Genomic DNA, 20791 nt, shown 5'->3' with positions numbered 1-20791 from the left:
TACAGCTACTATATAGCCTTTTTTATTTAATTATTTTTAACAAAATTTAATTTTATTAAATCCATTTTTGTGCTACACTGATTTTAATCAAATATTCTAAAAATAAAAAGGAGGGGCGGCTATGATAGAAAATTATCTTCTTTTCATCATTATGTCTATTTGCCTTATCATTTTACCTGGTCCAGATACAGCAATGGCTACGAAAAATACATTGGTTGCTGGTAAAGTCGGTGGAGTGAAAACAGTGTTTGGTACATGTATTGCACTATTAATTCATACTTTAGCTGCTGTAATTGGTCTTTCTGCACTTATTGTAAAGTCAGCTCTTTTATTTTCTATTTTCAAGTACGTTGGGGCTCTATATTTAATTTATATTGGTATTAAAGCCCTTTTAGCAGTAAGAAATAAAGAAGGCATTGATACGAACGATACATCTTTAAATAATGAAGATGAACACACCTCTTGCTTTCGACAAGGGTTTCTTACGAATTTATTAAACCCTAAAGTTGCAGTATTCTTTTTAACGTTTTTACCGCAATTTTTAAATCCAAATCATAATACGTTTATCCAACTACTCGTAATGGGCCTTACTTACCTCGTTTTAACAGCCATTTGGTTCGCTTTTTATATATTTTTAATTGATAAAATTAGTGCTTTTATGAAAAAACCGAAGACGCAGCGTTATATTCAAGGGTTAACGGGAGTCGTCTTAATTGGTTTTGGTATTAAACTTGCTTTTGAAAAAAGTAATTAACAAGATGAAAACCACCACTATTAATAGTGGTGGTTTTCATTTAATAACTAATTTGGCTGTTTATTTTATATTAAAACCAGCGCTCAGTTACAACTTTTTTACGTGTATAGAATTGAACGCCATCTGTGCCATTTGTACCTAAATCACCAAAGAATGACGCTTTATTTCCTGCAAATGCGAAGAATGCCATTGGTGCTGGAACATTTACGTTTACACCGATCATACCAGCATCGATATTATCACGGAACGTTTGTGCATGTTTACCGTTTGACGTATAAATAACTGCACCATTTGCAAATTTAGATTGATTTGTTAGTTTAATACCTTCTTCTAAATCTTTAACTCGTACAATGCTTAATACTGGAGCAAAAATCTCATCTTGCCAAATTTTCATTTCTTGATTTACGCCATCAAAGATTGTCGCACCTACAAAGTAACCTTCTCCAACTTCTTCATTAATTTTACGGCCATCTACTAATAAAGTTGCCCCATCTGCTACACCGCTATTAATGTAGCCTAAAACGCGCTCTTTATGAGATTCACGGATTAATGGTCCAACATAGTTCTCTTCGTTAAAGCCATCGCCTACTTTTAATTTTTTCGTTTCTGCTACTAATACATCAATGAATTCATCAGCAATTTCATCCACTACTGCTACTACTGAGCATGCCATGCAGCGCTCTCCACTACTTGCAAATGCAGATCCAATTACACCTTGTACTGTTTTCTCAAGATTGCAATCTGGCATTACAATCGCATGGTTTTTCGCACCTGCTAACGCTTGTACACGTTTTCCGTGTTTCGTACCTGTTTCATATACGTAACGAGCTACCGGCTCAGAGCCAACGAACGAAACAGCCTGAATATCTTTATTTTCTAAAATGCTATTTACAACATCTTTTCCGCCTTGTACTAAATTTAATACGCCTTTTGGGAAACCTGCTTCATAGAATAATTCTACAAGTCGCTCCGCTAAAAGTGGCGTTCTTTCAGATGTTTTTAATACGAATGTATTACCGCAAGCAATTGCAAGTGGGAACATCCATAACGGAATCATCATCGGGAAGTTAAATGGCGTAATACCAGCAACAACTCCGATTGGGTAGCGCCAAATCGATCCATCAATTCCGCTAGCGATATTCGGAAGTGCTTGACCCATCATTAAATTTGGCGTAGATGTTGCAAGTTCTACCGCTTCAATACCACGCTGTACTTCACCTGTTGCATCCGTTAGCGTCTTACCATTTTCTAGCGTAATGATTTTTGCAAGCTCATCTTTGTTTTCTTGTAATAGCTGTAAATATTTATATAAATTTCTTGAACGATTTGGAACTGGTACTTTAGACCATGTTTCGAATGCTGATTTTGCCGCTTCAACAGCTTTTTCAACATCTTCTTTTGGAGATAGTGGAACGTAAGCGATAATTTTTCCAGTCGCTGGATTTGGAACTGCTTCTACTTCCGTACCTGTCGATTCAACCCACTCACCGTTAATGTGATTTTTTACTCGTTTAATTTCAGTTGTAATCATTGTATTCTCTCCTTTGTATAATTTATTTTTGATTAGAAATTAATTGCTCGCTAACTTTCTTATATAAAGCAGCCATATCGTTTTCACCATATCCAGCTTGACTCGCTTCGTCATATACGTTTAATAACATTTCGCTTACCGGTAAATGGAGTTCGCTTTCCTTAGCTAAGTCAACTGCAAATCCTAAATCTTTCTTCAATAAGTTCACAGTAAATCCTGGCTCGTAGTTTTCAGGTGCTATAAAACTTTTATAATTACGTTCATAAATTCTACTTTGACCGTAACTTACATTTAAAATATCAAACATTTTATCTAAATCCATATTGTTCTTTTTCGCTAATGTTAAAGCTTCACTCACACCAGCTGTATAAAAACCAATTAATAAGTTATTAATTAACTTAACAGTTGTACCACTATCAATCTGCTCACTAACGTGGAAAATGTTCGCGCCTAGTACGCCCATGATAGATTCCGTTTTCTCATATACTTCTTTTGATCCACCAACCATAAACGTTAATGTTCGGTTTTCGGCTCCGATTACACCACCGCTCACAGGTGCTGCTAAAAAGTCTACTTTCTTTTCCTTTGCAGCTTCCTCTAATTGTTTGTTTAACTGCGGCGATACCGTACTTGTATCAATGAAAACTATATTCGAGTGACCATTTTCAAATAATCCTTCTGCTCCAAAATATACCGCTTCAACAGCGCGAGGTGAAGGTAAACTTGTAAAAACTACATCACATGTTTCTGCTAGTTTTGAGATTGATAGACCGATAATTCCGCCTTCTTTTTCAAAGGACGCTTCCGCCTCTTTATTTAAGTCCACGCCATATACTGTGTAACCTGATTTAACTAGATTTTTTGACATTGGAAGACCCATGTTACCTAAACCGATAAAACCAATCTTTTTCATATCGCTTTCCTCCTATTTACACAATATATTTCCCACGATTTATAATAGCTTTCGCAATTTCTCTCTTCTTCGTAAATACGTTCGTGTATAAAGGTACTAATAATTGACGGATTTCAGCTAAAATCACATTTCTATCTTGTTCTTCTGTGACAGCTGCTGAAAGTACAGAAATCGCCGCTTCTTCTACTTTACGGTATCCTTCTTCACAAATAACATCCGTTATGAGTTGCTTCGTACGTTCTTTTTCCTCTCCATTTTTACGTACTGCTTTTCTCGTACGTAAAAACGCTGATTCCATGATGTACACGTCCGTCAACATATTTGATATTACACGTGAATATTCTTGTTCTTGGTCAATTTTTAGACCTGGAGTTTTAGAGAGCGTTTTCAAAGATTGTTTCAACAATTTTTTCGCTAATAAAATGTAACGATGGTTTCTTTCTACATTTGCTACATCACTTTCTACTTCAGTGTCTTCTAATTGTTCGATTTGCTTCATTAACATTTTAGCAACTGTTAATCTATTAATTTCGTTCGTTCCTTCAAAAATACGACTAATTCTTGCATCACGATATAATCGTTCTACCTCATACTCTTGCATATAACCGTAACCACCATGAATTTGTACAGCTTCATCTACGATATAAGCAAGTGTTTCAGAAGCATTTACTTTATTCAGTGCACATTCAATTGCAAATTGGGACATTTTCTTCATAAGATCTTCATCGCTCTCATGAATTGCTTCATCGATTACACCTGCTGTACGATAAGCTGCACTTTCGGCTCCATATGTAGCAATAATCATATTTGCAATTTTCTCTTGAATCATCGTAAAGTCTACTAATTCCGTTTGGAACTGTTTTCGCTCTTTTCCATATTGAACCGACAAACCAATTGCTTGTTTTGCTGTTCCAATATTTCCAAAAGCAAGTTTAAGTCTAGCAAAGTTAAGAATATTAAGGGCTACGTGATGCCCTTTCCCAACTTCCCCTAAAACATTTTCAGCAGGGATGACAACATCTTCTAAAATAAGAGTCGCTGTTGAAGAACCTTTAATCCCCATTTTCTTTTCTTCTAATCCAATAGATACACCTTCACATGTTCTTTCGACAATAAACGCTGTCATTCCTTTATTTGTCTTCGCAAAAACAACGTATACATCTGCCATATGAGCATTTGTAATCCATTGCTTCTCACCATTTAACTTCCAAGCTGTTCCCTCTTCATTCAATACGGCGCTTGTTTTTGCACTTAATGCATCCGAACCAGCATTTGGCTCCGTTAAAGCATAAGCCCCAATCCATTCTCCCGATGCGATTTTCGGTAAATATTTTTCTTTTTGCTCTTTCGTTCCATAATATATGTAAGGCAATGTACCGACACCAGCGTGTATATTAAAAGAAACGCTAAACGCACCAGCGTAACCCATTTTCTCTGCTACAAGACCTGAGACAGCCTTTCCTAACTCGAACCCGCCATAATCTTCTGGTACCTCAATGCCTAATAATCCAAGTTCCCCAGCTTTCTCAAATAATTGACGAGAAACTTTATAGTTATGTTGTTCAATATTCTCCATTTGTGGAACAATTTCTTGTTTAACGAATTGTTCTGTCGTTTTTGCGATTAAATCTTCATCACCTGAAAAATCTTCTGGTGTAAAGTAAGTATGATTTATATCTTTATTAAGTGAAAAAAATTCATCCCATGGTAACTTCGTTTTCTCCATATGTATCCCCCTATCATTCGGCTGTCATAGCTTTTTGCTTATGCTCGTCTACGATGAGTGGAATATCTTTTTTGAAAATAGAAGGCGATGATTTTTCACATCAAGCATTTTATTTTGCCAAAGATGTATTTTCATCGCCTTCGCTGCTTTATCTATTGATCTTCTGATAATACTGTTTTTGCAATACCAGTATCTAACTCTTCAAAGTCATGATATGAAATTGTTTCGTATAATTCACTTCTCGTTTGCATATTAGAAAGTGCATCTTTTTGAGAACCTGTTTCTTTAATTAAAGCAAACACATTTTCATATGCTTTCGCTGCAACGCGAAGTGAAGTTACAGGATAAATAACCATTTGGAAGCCCATATTCGCAAATTCCTCTGCACTATAATATGGAGTTTTTCCGAATTCAGTCATATTCGCAAGCAAAGGTGCATTTACCTTACTATTAAATAGACGGAATTCTTCCTCTGATTGAAGCGCTTCAGGGAAAATTGCGTCTGCACCTGCTTTTACATATGCATTTGCTCTTTCAATTGCTTCATCTAATCCTTCAACGCCGCGAGCATCAGTACGTGCTACAATGTATAAGCTCGGTGCAACTTCTTTAATCGCTTTAATTTTTTGAACCAATTCTTCTGTAGTAACAAGTTTCTTACCATTTAAATGTCCACATTTTTTTGGTAATTGCTGATCTTCAATTTGGACAGCTGCTACTTTCGCTTCCACCATTTCTACAGCTGTTCTCGCCACATTTAGTACACCACCAAATCCTGTATCAATGTCAACAAGAACAGGTAAGTCTGTAGCTCTTACTAAATCTCTTGCTCTCTCAGCCACTTCAGTAGACGTCACGATACCTAAATCTGGTAAGCCTTTACTTGCAGTATAAGCAGCTCCTGATAAATAAAGAGCTGAAAAACCTGTATTTTTTGCAACAAGAGCTGCCATTGCATCATGAGCACCTGGAATTTGCAAAATTTCATTTGCTTCTACTAAAGCTCGGAATCGATTCGCAAGCTCCTCTTGTGTTGACTGCTTTTTCACAACCCAAGCCATTCTAAATTCCCCCTATTATTAAATTAAGAATAGATCTACAAATTCGTTTACATTCATATTTTCTAGTTTTTCTTCATTTAAACAAACTTCATGAATTTGTTCTTGTTGCTTACTAGAATAATGACCTGCCATATTTGCAGTGAATTTTTGAACAACTTTTGGAATTGCTTCGTCTCTACGGAAGCGGTGACCAAGTGGATATTCACATTCCACATTTTCTGTTACTGTGCCATCTTTAAAGTGAACTTGAACAGCGTTGGCGATTGAGCGCTTGTTCGGGTCAAGGTAATCTACACTGTACTGTTTGTTTTCAACAACAACCATCTTATTACGTAATTCATCTACACGTGGATCGTTTGCTACTGCATCTTCATAATCGTCTGCAACGATATCTCCTTTTAATAAACCAATTGCCGTAATGTATTGTAAGCAATGATCACGATCAGCTGGGTTATTTAATGGACCTTCTTTATCAATAATACGAATTGCTGATTCATGAGTTGTAATTGTAATACGGTCAATTTCATCTAATCTCTCTTTAATTTCCGGATGCAACTTCACTGCACATTCTGCAGCCGTTTGTGCATGGAATTCTGCTGGATATGACACTTTAAATAATACATTTTCCATTACATATGACTCTAGTGGTCTTGCTAATTTTAATTCTTGTTTATTGAATAATACATCTTGGAATCCCCATCCTGGCGCAGATAATGCTGTTGGATAACCCATTTCACCTTTTAGAGCAGTCATTGCAAGATGAACACCGCGGCTCGTTGCGTCACCTGCAGCCCATGATTTACGTGAGCCCGTATTTGGAGCATGACGATATGTACGAAGACTAGAATTATCAATCCACGCATGTGATAATGCATTAAAGATTTCTTCACGTGTTCCGCCAAGCATTTTCGCAACTACTGCAGTTGTTGCTACTTTTACATATAATACATGGTCAAGACCAACTCTGTTTAAGCTGTTTTCTAAAGCAAGCACGCCTTGAATTTCATGTGCTTTAATCATCATTTCTAATACTTCACGTACTTTTAAAGCTTCTTTTCCTTCTGAAATACGAACACGGCTAATATAATCTGCAACTGCTAAAATTCCGCCTAGGTTATCAGATGGATGTCCCCACTCTGCTGCAAGCCAAGTATCGTTATAGTCTAACCAACGGATCATACATCCGATATTAAATGCACCTTTTACTGGATCTAGTACATAAGACGTACCTGGTACACGTGTACCATTTGGCACGATTGTTCCTGGCACAACTGGTCCTAGTAATTTCGTACATTCTGGATATTGCAGTGCTAAAATTCCACATCCAAGTGTATCAAGTAATACGTAACGGGCTGTACTGAATGCTTCTGCACTAGTAACCTCTTTATTTAATACATAATCGGTAATCTCTTCTAATAATGCATCTTTTTGCTTAATTTCATTTGTTTTAATCATGCTATCCTTCCCTTTCTGTCGAAAATTCGTTATTATTAATGATGGGTGTCGGTCAAACACCCATCTGGCGGGCGGCGCTAACAACTCCCCAGTTGTTCTTATTTACTAAGTACATGTCGCTCGCCAATATAATTTACACGTGGACGGAACAAACGATTATTTGCATGTTGCTCAATAACGTGCGCACATAACCCCACTGTTCTAGAGCTAAAGAAGATTGGGGTGTAAAGTTGAATTGGAATACCTAGCATCCAATATACTGGAGCTGCATAATAATCAAGATTTGGATAAATTCCTTTTTCCTTCTCCATAATCTTTTCTCCAGCTTCACACATTTCATATAGTGTATAATCACCTTTTACATCACATAACTGTTTTAAAGCTTCCTTCATCATAAGTGCTCTTGGATCCATCTTCTTCATATAAACACGGTGTCCAAAGCCCATAATTTTTTCTTTGTTATATAGTTTCTTCTGTAATAACTCTTCAAATTTCTCAACATTACCAGCTTCTAAAAGCATGTACATAACCGCTTCATTTGCACCGCCATGTAAACTTCCTTTTAAAGATGCAACTGCACCTGTTAAAGCACCGTATAAATCTGATTGTGTTGATGCAATAACGCGAGCTGTAAATGTAGAGTTTGGCATTTCATGCTCACTATATAAAACAAGGGAACGATCAAAGATCTTTTCCTCAAGTTCAGTTGGTTTTTTACCAGTTAACATATAGAAGAAATTCGCACTATAAGATAATTCTTTAAGAGGTTCAATTGGCTCCTCATTATTTAAAATATGATAGCTATTCGCTACAATGTTTGGCACTTTACTTAACAGCTTGTACCCTCGGCTTTTATTCACTTCTAACGAGCGGTTTTCGATATCATTATCGTAACCAGCTAACGCTGACACACCTGTACGTAATCCATCCATGGGATGCGTCTCTTTAGGCAATGCCTTTAGTACGTTGAACACACCTTCTGGTACTGCATATTCTTCTTTTAATTTCTTTTCAAGTGTTGCTTTTTCATCTTCATTCGGTAGATGTTCCTCCAATAAAAGGTGCACAATGTCTAAATACTCTTTTGTTTTTGAGAGTTCGATTAAGTCATACCCTTGAATTACAATTTCACCTTTTACTGTGTCAAGAAACGAGATTTTCGTCTCCGCTGCCACTATACCATCTAATCCCGGGGAAAATTTCTCTTCAGCTTTCATCATTATTTCCTCCAATCCTAATAGATCTTCGTGCACATAACTGTAAGCCTTTACAATATTGTGAAACTACATTTCTATTTCAATGTATCAGAGTTTTTAGAAGATTTCAATTTATTTTATAATGATAAGTTTCCTACACTTTTCTTACTGTAACAATACAATTTTTTGAAAATAATTCTTATATTTTATAAAGAAAGGATAGACTTCTTTGCGTATTTTCAAAAACAAAATATAAAGATTTTTCATATAACACCGCCAAATATACAATTATTCTAATTTTATTTGAGAAATAGAAAAAACGAGCTGTACATAAATACAGCTCGTTACTATATGATATTTATTTCACTATCTCTTAAATATAATTTTTATATAAAACTTATTCATTTTTAATAAAGTTATTATTTTACATAATTAAATTGAATTTCTTCCATTTCCTCATGATAACTTACAAATAAATCATAGTTTTGAAAATACCAAAGATCATCAGAATCTACAAAAAATATAATACCTTCCTTCTCAACTGACACTATTTCGCCATCGGGTTTCTCAGCAACAACCCCTAAAGAATATCCGGGCTGAATTGAACTATCCCCTCCGTACCTTACAGTAAAACGTACAGATTCACCGTGCTTTATACGTAATTCTTCCTGGAACCATTGCAGAGCTTTACGATCAATTGAAATTCTCATCTTTATTCCTCCAGTTTACGCAAACTCTTTTTTTCCTAATCGTTGTTTTACAAAGAAGACGAAAATAATTAAGGCTATCAATGCTGAAATTGCACTCCCTGAAAATAAAATACGATAACCAAACATTTGTGAAACAACTCCAAGTAAAATAGCACCTAACCCGATTCCTAAATCAAACGCTGTAAAAAATGAAGCATTTGCAACTCCTCTTTTACTCGGATCGACAATTGTAAGTATTGCCGCTTGCAAAGCTGGCTGCGCTGAACCAAATCCAATACCGTATAATGTTGCTGCGATAATTACACCTATCAAACCATTTGAGATAGTTAAAACAACTATAGCTAAAATAGTAATACATAATGCTGGAAGTATGATGAATACTTCTCCATACTTATCTAATAGTTTCCCTGAAATTGGTCTTACAATTGTTAATGCAATTGCATATACAAGAAAGAAAGTTCCCGGGTTTACATGAATTGATGATGCAAATAACGGTAAAAAGGTTGTTATTCCTCCATATGCAAACGATAAAAAGAATACTACAATCGTGATTGTTAATACGGATTTCTCAAATAGCTGAATTTTCCCTTTTTCTTTTTGTGGCGTAAATGGGATCTTCGTTATTAATGATAATACAACTGCCATAAAAGATAACAACGTCGCTAATAAAAATAGACCATCAAATGAATAATTTTGCACAACCCATAATCCAATCATAGGTCCAATCGCCATTGCAATTGTCATCGCCATCCCATACCAACCCATACCTTCACCGCGGCGTGAATCTGGAATAATATCCGTTATTGCTGTTCCAACAGCTGTTGTAGAAACAGCCCATGTTACTCCGTGAATAACACGTAAAACAGCTAAAAGGACAATAGTCGATGCTATATTATAGGAGTACATCGTTAAGCCAAAAAAGATGAGTCCGAAAATAATAAAGGATCTTCTACCATATTGATCTAACATTCCTCCAATAATCGGTCGTATTACAACAGCAGCTATTGTAAACATCCCCATCATAAGTCCAACTTGCGATTCATTGCCACCTATCTCTTTAATAAAGAGCGGGAGCGTTGGAACAAGTAAATAAAATCCTGTAAATAAAAATAACATTGCGAAAGTCATTTGAATAAATGATTTCGTCCATAATCGTTCCATAAAAATACCTCCATACACTCGTAAAATATTACGATTAACACCCTCATTGTATATTTTTTTTATCTCTTTTCCCTCCGCAAATAGACGTATCTTTTCATATTAAATAGTCCACCATCAGCTTACATTAGTCTTAAGACTTTGTACGCATGTTTTAAACGAAAGTCCTATATATGTACCTTTATACGTGTGAAAAGAATATACTAATTTATTAACTCAACTTAGGAGTGAATATTTCATGTGGGTATTATTAAGAGTAACTGCCGTAGTTCCTTCGACTCCTGGGATACATGTTCCTGCAGTTCATACAGCTAGCTCCGATGTAGGAATTGAACTTCCCGCAACTTGGCAGCAATATCAAATTCCCGGTCAAGTTACCCCATCATTTTGGCATCATGGTACACACCCCAGTAGTACTCCCATTCATAGCCATAGTTATCCTCCACTACCTCCGACTCAAGTCTTTTATCATTTCCCTTCAATTTTTTTCCAAAATTTTCATGGTACGTTTAACATTTAATAGCTATCACTGTATTACCCCTACATTTTAATAAGGCGAACCTTTAATCCAGTTTCAACATAACAAAGTCGAATTCCTTAAATAAGAAATTCGACTTTTTAATTGTTTTCCAAACTAAAGTAACCGTTAAAGAAAGACATTTATTAAAGATTTGAATATAATTTTTACTTATTTAATACTTTATATGATTCATCATAGTTAGTCCCTTTGCGGGATAACCAACACATACCATCATTTGCAAGTAGACTTTTCTCTCTTTACGTTAATTCACTCTTTTTCTTCTATCTAGCCCTTAACATTACATTTTCTGTAGCAAAATGAAAAAAGCACTTAAGATTGTAATTTTCACAAATCTTAAGTGCTTTTTAATATTTTTTATAAATTTTTCTTATTGTCCATTATTGGCAGGAACCTCTCCTGCATTTCCACCATTATTTGGTTGTACTGTTGCAGGTGGGGTTGGAGTTCCTTGACCTCCATTATTATTCGCTGGAGGTGTCGTTCCTTGACCTCCTCCGTTATTTGCTGGAGGTGTCGTTCCTTGGCCTCCTCCGTTATTCGCTGGAGGTGTCGTTCCTTGGCCTCCTCCGTTATTCGCTGGAGGTGTCGTTCCTTGGCCTCCTCCGTTATTTGCTGGAGGTGTCGTTCCTTGACCATTTCCGTTATTTTGTTCATTTTGTTTCTTTTCTTCTTCTTGTTTCTTTTGCTCTTCTAGTTTCTTTTGTTCTTCTTGCTTCTTAAGTTCCTCTTGTTTCTTTTGTTCTTCTTGTTTTTTCAGTTCTTCTTGTTTCTTTAATTCTTCTTGCTTTTTCTCTTCTTCAGTTTTTTGCTGTTGATCTTGTTTTGGTTGCTCCGTTGTATCCGGTACGCTAGTATTTGGCGATGAATCACGTTTTTCACCTTTTATACGTAGCTCACTACCTTCTTGAATAACACTACTTGGCATTTTAAAGCGTGATTTATCTGTAGCCATTTCGCTCATCATTTCTTTAAAGATCAACTGTGCAATTTTCGTATTTTTACTACTAATATACTCGTCTTTACCATCTTTCATATACCCAGTCCATACTGCCATCGTATATTGCGGTGTATATCCAGCAAACCAACTATCACGAGTTGCACTTTCTGGAATTTTATATTGAGCTAATTGCTTTGATGAATAGTTTGTCGTACCCGTTTTACCAGCTACATCTAAAGAGCCTACATTTGCCGATGTACCAGTACCCGATGTAACTACAGAACGAAGCATATCAGTAATCATGTATGCGGTAGAATCTGTCATAACTTGTTTTGGTTTTTGTCCAAAACTTTGTGACTTACCGTCTGGATAAACGACTTTCTTAACAAAATGCGGTTTCGTATATTTACCTTCATTACCAAATGCCGCATAAGCACCCGCTATTTCAGTTGGCGATACTTCATTTGTACCAATCGCTGTCGATTCCGTCGGTGCTGTATTAAATGTAATACCTAGTTTCTCAGAGAATTCTTTTGATTTACTAATCCCTACTTCTTTTGCAGTTTTAATTGCAGGAATATTACGCGACATTTTTAATGCTTCACGCATCGTAATTGGACCCATATGACTTCTATCTGCATTTCGAACTTCTTGACCCGTTGAATACTTAAATGGAGAGTCATCGATTTGATGATACGTAGCCCATTTTAAATATTCAATTGCAGGAGCATAGTCGAAAATTGGCTTCATCGTTGAACCAGCTGCACGATCTAATTCAATTGCCATATTATGCCCTTTAAATACAGCTTTATTTTCTCCACGGCCACTACCTATAGCACGAACTTCTCCTGTTTTCGTATCCATAAATGTGAATGCACCTTGGAATTTATCGTTTGGATAATCAATGATATTATTATTTAAAATATTATCAGCAAGTTTCTGTGCTTTCGGATCTAACGTTGTATAAATTTCTAAACCGTCAGAACCAATATTAGCATCTGGCAATTCTTTTTCTACTTCTTTCACAACTGCATCCATAAATGCAGGGTATGGCATTGTTTGTAGTTGAGCTGCAGGCTTGAGTCCCTTTTCTACGTCAACTTTTATTGCTTCTTCCATTTCCTGTTTTGTTATATATCCATGTCGATTCATTAAGTTTAGAACAACATTTCTTCTTTCTGTTGCTTTTTGAACATTTTCTTTTTTCGTTGGATCATAGTTATTCGGTGCTTTCGGTAAACCTGCAAGCATCGCAACTTCTGGTAATGTTAAGTCCTTCAATTCTTTACCATAGTAGTTTTGTGCTGCTGTTGCGATACCATATGAACGATTACCTAAGTTAATTTTATTTAAGTACATCTCTAATATTTCATGTTTTGAATACTGTTGTTCTAGCTTATAAGCTAAATATATTTCTTGCGCCTTACGCTTTGGTGTTTTATCCATAGATAAGAAGTAGTTTTTAATAACTTGCTGCGTTATCGTACTTCCACCTTGAGAGCCATAATCTCCTTTAAGACTCACTAAAACAGCACGGGCAGTACCTTTAAAGTCTACTCCGCTATGCTCATAAAAACGTGAATCTTCTGTCGCTAAAAATGCATTTTCTACTAATTTAGGTATTTGATCATACGTAACATTCGTCCTTTTTTCTTTTCCATATTCATATACCAAATCCCCGTTTTTATCATAAATTTTTGAGGATAACGGATTAACAAGTTTTGCTTTTTCCAGTTTTGGTGCGTCCTTAATCATTACGAAAAAGGTAGCAACCCCCGCCACTAAACCTACAATACCAAGTAATAAACAAGTAATTAAAAACTTGCGGAAAAATGATGTTTTACCTTTTGGTTTTTGTGTTTTAGAAGCTGGTTGTTTTTTCTTTTTAACTTGTCGTCGCTCCTCGCGAGAACGATAATTTTCTGACATGTTACTTTCTCCTGCCTTTCAATTCTCCCGTTGATTTAATTAAAAATATTGAGGTCACTTTCGTAAATACGTTTAGGCAAGAAAGTGTACTGACCTGGAGCATTCAATATTTTCCTAATTCACAGATTACAAATTTTAGAATGGCTCTTATACATACTATTTTCACTTCTAATTTTCTAATAATGCTGCCCCTTTTAGCATAATAATGAAAGAAGTGAATTTTTATTACCTCGTATAAATAATATACCTTTTTTTCAAATGGTCAATATTTTCTTATTAATAAATCAAAGGTGAAATAAAAATAGCATATCGATATGAACTTCGTGTGAACTTACTTATAATTACGTATAACCAATATTAAATATATTGAATATAGGTATAATACCTCTTTAATTATAAAGATTTCAACACCACAATACCGTTACCTACAAAGAATTATTAAAAATGAAAAATAAGGAGTTGCATAATAATGAAGCTATCTCCGGTTACCTCAAAAAATATAGTTGCTGTTGGTTATAATCCTTTTTCTATGATTTTGCGAATCCAATTAAAGCATGGTATGTATGATTTCTTTAATGTACCAGAAAGCATTTATACTGGCCTATTACATGCACAATCTAAAAGTTATTATCATAATACTTACATTAAAAATTCTTTCCGCCACACAAAAATTTAAACTTAACACCCACTAAAAAAAGAAAGGAGGTTAATCCTCCTTTCTTTTAAAAACATTTGGCAGATGAATTATCTTCGATTTCTCTTATTAATTTCATCATATGCTTGAATTTGTTTTTTCAAACGCTGATCAGCTTTTTTATCATGCACTACAAGAATTGCGTGTATAACTCCTGGAACCCAAAATATTAATGTTAATATGAAATTTATGATTGCCTGAATTGGTTTTCCACAAAATAATACAGCAACAGGTGGAAGAAAAATTGCTAATAAATACATCATCCCTTGAAAACTCCTTATTTTGTATTTTATATATCACTTTTCAAAATATACGCAAAAAAACCTACTACCATTTTAATCTTAACCTGCCTCTAAAATCAATGTATCTCCTTCTATTTATATAAGTATTTCAGACTTTTCATTGTTTTCTAGCCTATTTTCTTCCTCTATTGCAGTTATTCCAATTGCGGAAATTAACGTTCCTATCGCTTGTATCCAAATACCAATGAGTGCAATGATTCTCTCATCCTTCTTATCAAAAATACTATCTTTATTTTCTTTCTCATCTTTCAATACATTTAAAACACCTTGATACGCTTGTAATCCAGCTCCTAAACTTTGCATGGAGTTACCCAGTATAATAATTTTCTGTAATACATTTATATCCACCAAAGCTGCTTCTACTCCTAAAAAAGCACCAATCGATTGTAAACTGTTCCCTGTAATGATAAGATAATCATTTTCTTTCAATTGTTCATTTATATTAAAATATATTCCTATTACATTTGATATATTTCCTAATGCTAATAACTCAATTCCTATTTGATCAAGTAATTTACTTTGATTCTCTCTTTTTTCTTCCCCATCATCATAATTGCTCGCAATGATTTGTAATATATACCCGAGGGCTTGTAATGAGCTTCCTACAATAACAAGTTCCGATTCAACTTTCTCTTCTCCAATAAATCCTCTTGTCGTTCCAATAGCAGCTGTAAGATTCCCCCCTACTTGAAACCATGCCCCTGTCACTTTTAAACTGCTTGGATTCATTTTTATCACCTATTCAAATATTTTCTAAAGCTTTCAAAACAAACAAATCTCACCCTTAATCTTTTATTTTATTTTTCAGATGTAATTTTGTGAATGATCTAATGTGCTACTAATATAAAAAGCACCTTAAAGGTGCTTTTTATACGCATGCTGGGCATGTCAATGAATCTCCATTTTTATCTATTGTTATATTCAATATATATTCAATTGCGTTATGTGACCAAGTTTCAGGTGTAGGCGATTCATTTATATATTGTGGCGCACATGACTTCAGCATTGGAGTACTAATACTCCCCCCAGGATCTAAAGCAACTACAGCCATGCCATGGGGTAATTCCAGGGCCATAGATTTAGTGATACCTTCAATTGCAAATTTCGAGGCACAATATGGCGCAAGCTCAGCTTCACCTTCTCTCCCCCAACTAGAACTCATATTAATGATAATTCCTTCTTTCCTAGCTACCATTGCGGGAACAAACGCTCTTATTACATTTACTACACCATTCACGTTTACATTCATTACATTTTCGAATTCTTGAGCCGTAATTTTCCAAAGTTGTGCATTTTGATTTACAATCGATGCATTATTTATTATCAGATCGGGAGCCGTATGTCTATTAAATATATAATTTGCCCAGTTATTAACTTGCTGAGAATCTGAAACATCAATTACTTGGAAATCATGTATTTTACTGTACTGTTTTTTTAGTTCTTCAATTTTATCTTTTGAACGTCCACAACCATATATGTTCCACCCTAATTCATGAAATCGATCAACCATCGCACGTCCTAACCCTTGTGTCACACCTGTAATAATTACAGATTTACTAATTTCTTTTCGCTTCATTTCTCTCATCCTCCTTCCCTATATCTTACTCTCTTCATTTTTATTCAGCGATTTACTATAGTATCAACTCAACTCATACTTTAGTAATGGTTTTGATATTGCATACATAAGCAAAAAAAGTAACCATCATGGTTACTTTTTGCTATATATCTAAAAATTCATTGTTTATTTCATTATTGTTTTTACATTTCAACTTCTCTTTTCCACATTTCTCACACTGGTAAATATAAACTACACCTAATATACCTTTTTTAAAATCCTCATTATCCTGCATCTTAATAAAAATATATTTATGTTTACAATGCGATTCACCCAAATAATTTTTAAACCACTTTTTCAACACAACACATTCCACCTTTATGATAGAACCTTTATTTAGCTGCTTTATTACATACTTTTATTTAAATGTTCAATCTCATCTTGCAATTTTTTAAATTGCTCAAAATGCATGGTAATAGATTGGCTACTGCCATAATCAACATTTTGTTTCACTAATATAACACCCGTGTCATGAAAAAGCGCTTCAAGTTCTTTCCTAATAGACACTTTCGCAATATGAGCTGTTTTAATTGCAGATAAAATTGCAATTTCATTAAACTTTAATTTTATTTCATTTGGACAAAATGCGTCTTCAACTAATATAACTTCATTACTATAAATTAATGCAACAAGATTACTTGATTTGGCATCTGTTAAATCAACTTTTTTCATAATATCTTTCATTACATTTTGCCTCCTTTATTTTCATATATATCAATTATACAAATTTTTTAAAAAAAATTACTCAACTTTATTATATTAATTTTAACACACTTTTATTGAAATCCACGCTCCAAACGTTTTACTATTCCACAATTTTTATTGTATGAACCATCTGGACTATAACTCCATATAGTAATGTTAACAACTTATTATAAAGCAGGTGAAAATTATGCCATCAGTTGTAGGAAATTTAGTTGTACAAAATAGCAATGGATCATTTAACTTAGGTGATTTCTACAACGTATCTCCGAAAGAAAATACGAAAGCTTATAATGGTTCCGGCGCATCAAACGTTGGTTTTGTTGTTAATACTTTTAACGGTGTTAGCGCGACCAATACATTTGATTCTGACCTTGCAGATCAAAACCAAGTGGGTACAGCCTAATCTTATGTTCAACTTTCTGTATAGAAAATTTTAATTTGTCTATACTATAATCAGGCTGTTTGACAGCTCTTGTTGATTTTGGAGTACCCTATCTTTTTCTCCCTTTCCCTGGGGCTCAGCAGCTAGCACGAAGCTAGCTGCTTTTTCTTGTATTATTTGTCTCATAAATCAGAAATAAAAGAAGCTGCCATTTAATATTCAGCTTCTTTTACGTTATTTCAATAATATCCATAGCGTTAAATACGTAAGTTTTATAAAAGGCGTCTGTACAAATTACAATTTGTTTTACCGGATTGATATGTACAACAGTCATGTAGCTTGTTAGTATGTAACCATCTTCAAAATATGTTACCAATATTTCTTTCTCAGACAGTAATGACGTTAATAATTTATCAGAAATTCTCTCTTTTGCTTCATTTGTTAAAAGCGGTTTTTGTACTTTTAATTTCTCTCCAATAATCTTTCTCATATTTAAAAGTTGTTCGGACATTACTGTAAACGGAACCCACTCTCTTTCTTCTTTTTGTATCTTTACATCGTTCATTTTTTATCTCCTTGATCATTTATACATTTATTTAGCCATACTATCCCTTAGTTATTTTTAATACTCACTAAACTCGGATTTACTTCTAAACTATAATTAGGTTACTTCTTAAAAGAACATTCGTTCCTATTATACACGAACTTACGTTCTTTTGAGAAGAGCCATACTTATTATTTCTTAACAAAAAACATAATTTTATTTATCTCCATACTTTTTTCCTTTATCAAATAAACTTCTCATTTCTTATATAACATGCATATAACAACTAAAAGGCGACTTCACCCAAAGTAAAATCGCCTTTTTCTAAAAAATATTTCAAAGCTTATTTTTCTATCCTAACTAATGTTCTTTCTGGAATACATAATTCATCTATATTAAAATGATTTATTTTTAAGTTCAATTCCCCTACTCGTTCCTTATCTTCATCACCAACCCAACAACTAAATAATTCGAAATAGTCTCTATCTTCCAAATAACCTTCCATAAAGTTAAAAGTTTTTCTTTCGCTTCTTTTTTTCCTTTACATTTTGCCACTCGACAAGTTCAATTCCCCAACTAGTTGAAACCTCATATGTGTAATTTGTTTGGAATTGATAATCTTGTACAATTTCAAGCATACTTTCATCTGAAAAACACGGTCCAAAAACAATTAGATTATTAGAATCCGGATCCGTTAACGGAATTTCTACATTACAGCCTGTGTAACTTGCTAAACTCATTTTATACTCCTCCAGTATTCGTATAAAAAATACTTCATAGTATATTTATTTATTTAAATATAAAATCCCTGCCTAAACGAAAAAGTTTTAAATTTTTATCGTTTATTAACCATCTATAACTGAAAACATATACTATGATGAACGAACTCACAAAGCATAAGAAAAGAGAGCATTTACAACACTCTCTTTTCTTACATACTCTATGGAACTTTACAAAACTGAATCAATGATTTTTATTATTATATTTTATTACATATACTTAGGTTGTACTATTATATGTAACTCTCTCTCTGTATCCGCTTTTTTCGGATGACGAAAATAATTAAGTTCGTACTTTAACACTTTATACTCAACCATCCCGATTTTAATCCCTTTCGTTTCTTTTAATATAGCTAATAAATCACTTACATTTTCATCATATGACTCAAAAATTTTCGCGCCGCCCTCTCCTTGAAAGATTACTTTCATATATTCTCCACCACCTTAATTTATTGATGTGGTAAATGACGCGTTTAAAACGATTCATTCTTTATCCTAAAATTTTCATATGAAAAAGAACATCCTTTCCAATCGAATGCTCAGCTTTTTACTAATTATCCATGTTAAATATTTATTCAAAGACATTATATGTATTATTTTTTAAATTATGTTCGATATCCATTATTAAAGAGTAAATATATGTAATAAACTTGCATAATGAAAACCGTAGAATATCCACTTTCGTTGAAAAAATTATAATCCATAATTTTCCATTGTAATTCTTAATATTTAAATGTAATATTGTATTGTCTTACTATCTATTTATAACTCACACACTAATTAGAAAAGGGAACTCTATATGAGTTCCCTTTTCTAATTATGATTACAGTCATTATTTCTTTTCTAGAAATTTAAATGTATCTTTAAATTCTTTATTATTCACTTTAATATCAGCATCTTTCAATAAATCATTGACTACTTGTTGTTTCCATTTACCTGTCGTATCTTGTAGTCTTTGTTGTTCTATATCTTTACGAATTTTATCCTTTACTTCATCAAATGGCTTCAATTCTTTTTTATCCGTCACTTTAATAATATGGTAACCGTAAGTTGTTTTAACCGGCTCACTTACTTGGCCTGCATCTAATTTATACGCAGCTTCCTCAAATTCTTTCACTGTTTGTCCAGGGGCAAAACCAGATATTTCCCCGCCCTGTTCCTTTGAACCAGTATCTTCTGAATACTGTTTTGCTAAGGCAGCAAAATCTTCACCATTATTTACTTTCTCCTTTATTTCTTTAGCCGTTTTTTCATCTTTCACTAAAATGTGACTTACTTTCATTTCTGGTTTATAGTTATCTTTCACATCTTTATCTGTAACTGTTGCTTTAATTGCTTTCTCAAATGCAATTTCTGGCTTCATTTTTTCTTTTAATTCATCTTCATTTTTCAACCCAAGTTGTTCTAAAGTCGATTTAAAGTTTTCACCCATTTTATCTTTTGCTTCTTCTACTTTCTTTTTTGCTTCCTCATCTGAAACTTTATATTTATCTAGCAATGCCTTACTTAACATCATTTGATATAAAGTACTTTCTCCATATTGTTGTCGTAATTCTTTACTTAATTCTTTCTCTGTAACATTTCCTACTTTTGATGTTACTACGTTGTCTGAGGAACCACATGCAGATAATGCTAGCATCATGCATGAAATAATTGTTCCAATAAATATTTTCTTCTTTTTCAATTCAAATACCTCACTTTTATCATTATGCAAATTAACTATACACAGTCATTGTGAAAACAGTGTGTTTTCTACATGTAATTCATTTCATATGAGTTGACTATGTATCATGTATTTTCATTTTTAAATATAAAGAGCCTTCTTACTATGCATAGTAAGAAGGCTCTTTATATAATTC

General features: G+C 33.9%; 22 protein-coding genes. 4 read left to right on the top strand and 18 right to left on the bottom strand.

The genetic code is table 11. The annotated features are described in order from the left end of the window. Window positions 1-121 precede the first annotated feature (121 nt). Window positions 122-754, top strand: a complete 633-nt coding sequence (locus HFD78_RS15015) for a LysE family translocator (RefSeq protein ID WP_098432033.1) — start codon at window positions 122-124, stop codon at window positions 752-754. A 70-nt stretch (window positions 755-824) separates the two neighbouring features. Here the strand turns inward: HFD78_RS15015 and HFD78_RS15010 are convergent, their stop codons facing one another. From HFD78_RS15010 to HFD78_RS14975, 8 genes are all read right to left on the bottom strand, one after another. After that, window positions 825-2285, bottom strand: coding sequence for a CoA-acylating methylmalonate-semialdehyde dehydrogenase (locus HFD78_RS15010; RefSeq protein WP_000633364.1), 1461 nt, complete (start codon window positions 2283-2285; stop codon window positions 825-827). A gap of 22 nt (window positions 2286-2307) precedes the next feature. Then, window positions 2308-3198 carry an NAD(P)-dependent oxidoreductase gene (locus HFD78_RS15005; protein WP_000719408.1) on the bottom strand — a complete coding sequence of 297 codons (891 nt, stop codon included), beginning with the start codon at window positions 3196-3198 and terminating at the stop codon, window positions 2308-2310. A 16-nt stretch (window positions 3199-3214) separates the two neighbouring features. Beyond that, complete coding sequence (locus tag HFD78_RS15000; RefSeq protein ID WP_000415991.1) at window positions 3215-4924, bottom strand: acyl-CoA dehydrogenase family protein; 1710 nt, start codon at window positions 4922-4924, stop codon at window positions 3215-3217. A gap of 152 nt (window positions 4925-5076) precedes the next feature. Then, the gene (gene prpB, locus HFD78_RS14995; protein WP_000312639.1) at window positions 5077-5985 is read right to left on the bottom strand and encodes a methylisocitrate lyase; all 909 of its coding nucleotides are present in this window, start codon (window positions 5983-5985) and stop codon (window positions 5077-5079) included. 18 nt (window positions 5986-6003) lie between these two features. Continuing rightward, window positions 6004-7440: a 2-methylcitrate dehydratase gene (prpD, locus tag HFD78_RS14990; protein ID WP_191968084.1), complete on the bottom strand. Its 1437-nt coding sequence runs from the start codon at window positions 7438-7440 to the stop codon at window positions 6004-6006. A gap of 98 nt (window positions 7441-7538) precedes the next feature. After that, window positions 7539-8660, bottom strand: coding sequence for a citrate synthase (gene mmgD / locus HFD78_RS14985; protein ID WP_001987369.1), 1122 nt, complete (start codon window positions 8658-8660; stop codon window positions 7539-7541). A gap of 395 nt (window positions 8661-9055) precedes the next feature. Then, window positions 9056-9346: a HesB/YadR/YfhF family protein gene (locus tag HFD78_RS14980; protein WP_001222842.1), complete on the bottom strand. Its 291-nt coding sequence runs from the start codon at window positions 9344-9346 to the stop codon at window positions 9056-9058. A 15-nt stretch (window positions 9347-9361) separates the two neighbouring features. Then, a complete protein-coding gene (locus HFD78_RS14975; protein WP_000440661.1) occupies window positions 9362-10507 on the bottom strand; it encodes an MFS transporter in 1146 nt (381 codons plus the stop codon). Between the two features lie 235 nt (window positions 10508-10742). Here HFD78_RS14975 and HFD78_RS14970 point away from each other — a divergent pair, with 235 nt between their 5' ends. Next, window positions 10743-11024, top strand: coding sequence for a hypothetical protein (locus tag HFD78_RS14970; protein WP_000270088.1), 282 nt, complete (start codon window positions 10743-10745; stop codon window positions 11022-11024). A 388-nt stretch (window positions 11025-11412) separates the two neighbouring features. Here HFD78_RS14970 and HFD78_RS14965 read toward each other — a convergent pair whose 3' ends face one another. After that, window positions 11413-13911 (bottom strand): transglycosylase domain-containing protein, encoded by a 2499-nt coding sequence (locus HFD78_RS14965; RefSeq protein ID WP_001293942.1) that lies wholly within the window; start codon window positions 13909-13911, stop codon window positions 11413-11415. 469 nt (window positions 13912-14380) lie between these two features. On the opposite strand from HFD78_RS14965, the gene HFD78_RS14960 reads away from it, so the two are divergent. Then, complete coding sequence (locus HFD78_RS14960; protein WP_000777843.1) at window positions 14381-14587, top strand: KTSC domain-containing protein; 207 nt, start codon at window positions 14381-14383, stop codon at window positions 14585-14587. 68 nt (window positions 14588-14655) lie between these two features. On the opposite strand, the gene HFD78_RS14955 is transcribed toward HFD78_RS14960, so the two are convergent. From HFD78_RS14955 to HFD78_RS14935, 5 genes are all read right to left on the bottom strand, one after another. Next, window positions 14656-14868, bottom strand: a complete 213-nt coding sequence (locus HFD78_RS14955) for a YqaE/Pmp3 family membrane protein (protein WP_000990218.1) — start codon at window positions 14866-14868, stop codon at window positions 14656-14658. 114 nt (window positions 14869-14982) lie between these two features. Further along, complete coding sequence (locus HFD78_RS14950) at window positions 14983-15636, bottom strand: DUF6944 family repetitive protein (protein ID WP_001070041.1); 654 nt, start codon at window positions 15634-15636, stop codon at window positions 14983-14985. A gap of 139 nt (window positions 15637-15775) precedes the next feature. Further along, window positions 15776-16483: an SDR family oxidoreductase gene (locus tag HFD78_RS14945; protein ID WP_000823058.1), complete on the bottom strand. Its 708-nt coding sequence runs from the start codon at window positions 16481-16483 to the stop codon at window positions 15776-15778. 142 nt (window positions 16484-16625) lie between these two features. Next, window positions 16626-16826 carry a hypothetical protein gene (locus HFD78_RS14940; RefSeq protein ID WP_000915140.1) on the bottom strand — a complete coding sequence of 67 codons (201 nt, stop codon included), beginning with the start codon at window positions 16824-16826 and terminating at the stop codon, window positions 16626-16628. 44 nt (window positions 16827-16870) lie between these two features. Then, window positions 16871-17206 carry a hypothetical protein gene (locus HFD78_RS14935; protein ID WP_000651907.1) on the bottom strand — a complete coding sequence of 112 codons (336 nt, stop codon included), beginning with the start codon at window positions 17204-17206 and terminating at the stop codon, window positions 16871-16873. A gap of 208 nt (window positions 17207-17414) precedes the next feature. Here HFD78_RS14935 and gerPF point away from each other — a divergent pair, with 208 nt between their 5' ends. Continuing rightward, a complete protein-coding gene (gerPF, locus tag HFD78_RS14930; protein ID WP_001141565.1) occupies window positions 17415-17630 on the top strand; it encodes a spore germination protein GerPF in 216 nt (71 codons plus the stop codon). 208 nt (window positions 17631-17838) lie between these two features. Here the strand turns inward: gerPF and HFD78_RS14925 are convergent, their stop codons facing one another. The 4 genes from HFD78_RS14925 to HFD78_RS14910 all read right to left on the bottom strand — a co-directional run bounded on the left by HFD78_RS14925 (window position 17839) and on the right by HFD78_RS14910 (window position 20616). Then, a complete protein-coding gene (locus tag HFD78_RS14925) occupies window positions 17839-18174 on the bottom strand; it encodes a YolD-like family protein (protein WP_001999741.1) in 336 nt (111 codons plus the stop codon). Window positions 18175-18662: 488 nt separating this feature from the next. Continuing rightward, window positions 18663-18893, bottom strand: coding sequence for a KH domain-containing protein (locus tag HFD78_RS14920; protein ID WP_000050527.1), 231 nt, complete (start codon window positions 18891-18893; stop codon window positions 18663-18665). 249 nt (window positions 18894-19142) lie between these two features. Next, window positions 19143-19361 carry a hypothetical protein gene (locus HFD78_RS14915; RefSeq protein WP_000864279.1) on the bottom strand — a complete coding sequence of 73 codons (219 nt, stop codon included), beginning with the start codon at window positions 19359-19361 and terminating at the stop codon, window positions 19143-19145. A 403-nt stretch (window positions 19362-19764) separates the two neighbouring features. After that, a complete protein-coding gene (locus HFD78_RS14910; protein ID WP_000727342.1) occupies window positions 19765-20616 on the bottom strand; it encodes a peptidylprolyl isomerase PrsA in 852 nt (283 codons plus the stop codon). Window positions 20617-20791: the final 175 nt, after the last annotated feature.

The sequence above is a fragment of the Bacillus sp. EKM501B genome, assembly GCF_011800505.1.
In the GTDB taxonomy this organism is placed as follows: domain Bacteria; phylum Bacillota; class Bacilli; order Bacillales; family Bacillaceae_G; genus Bacillus_A; species Bacillus_A cereus.
Note: the sequence above shows the minus strand (reverse complement) of the source record. Positions and strands in the feature narration are given on the sequence as shown.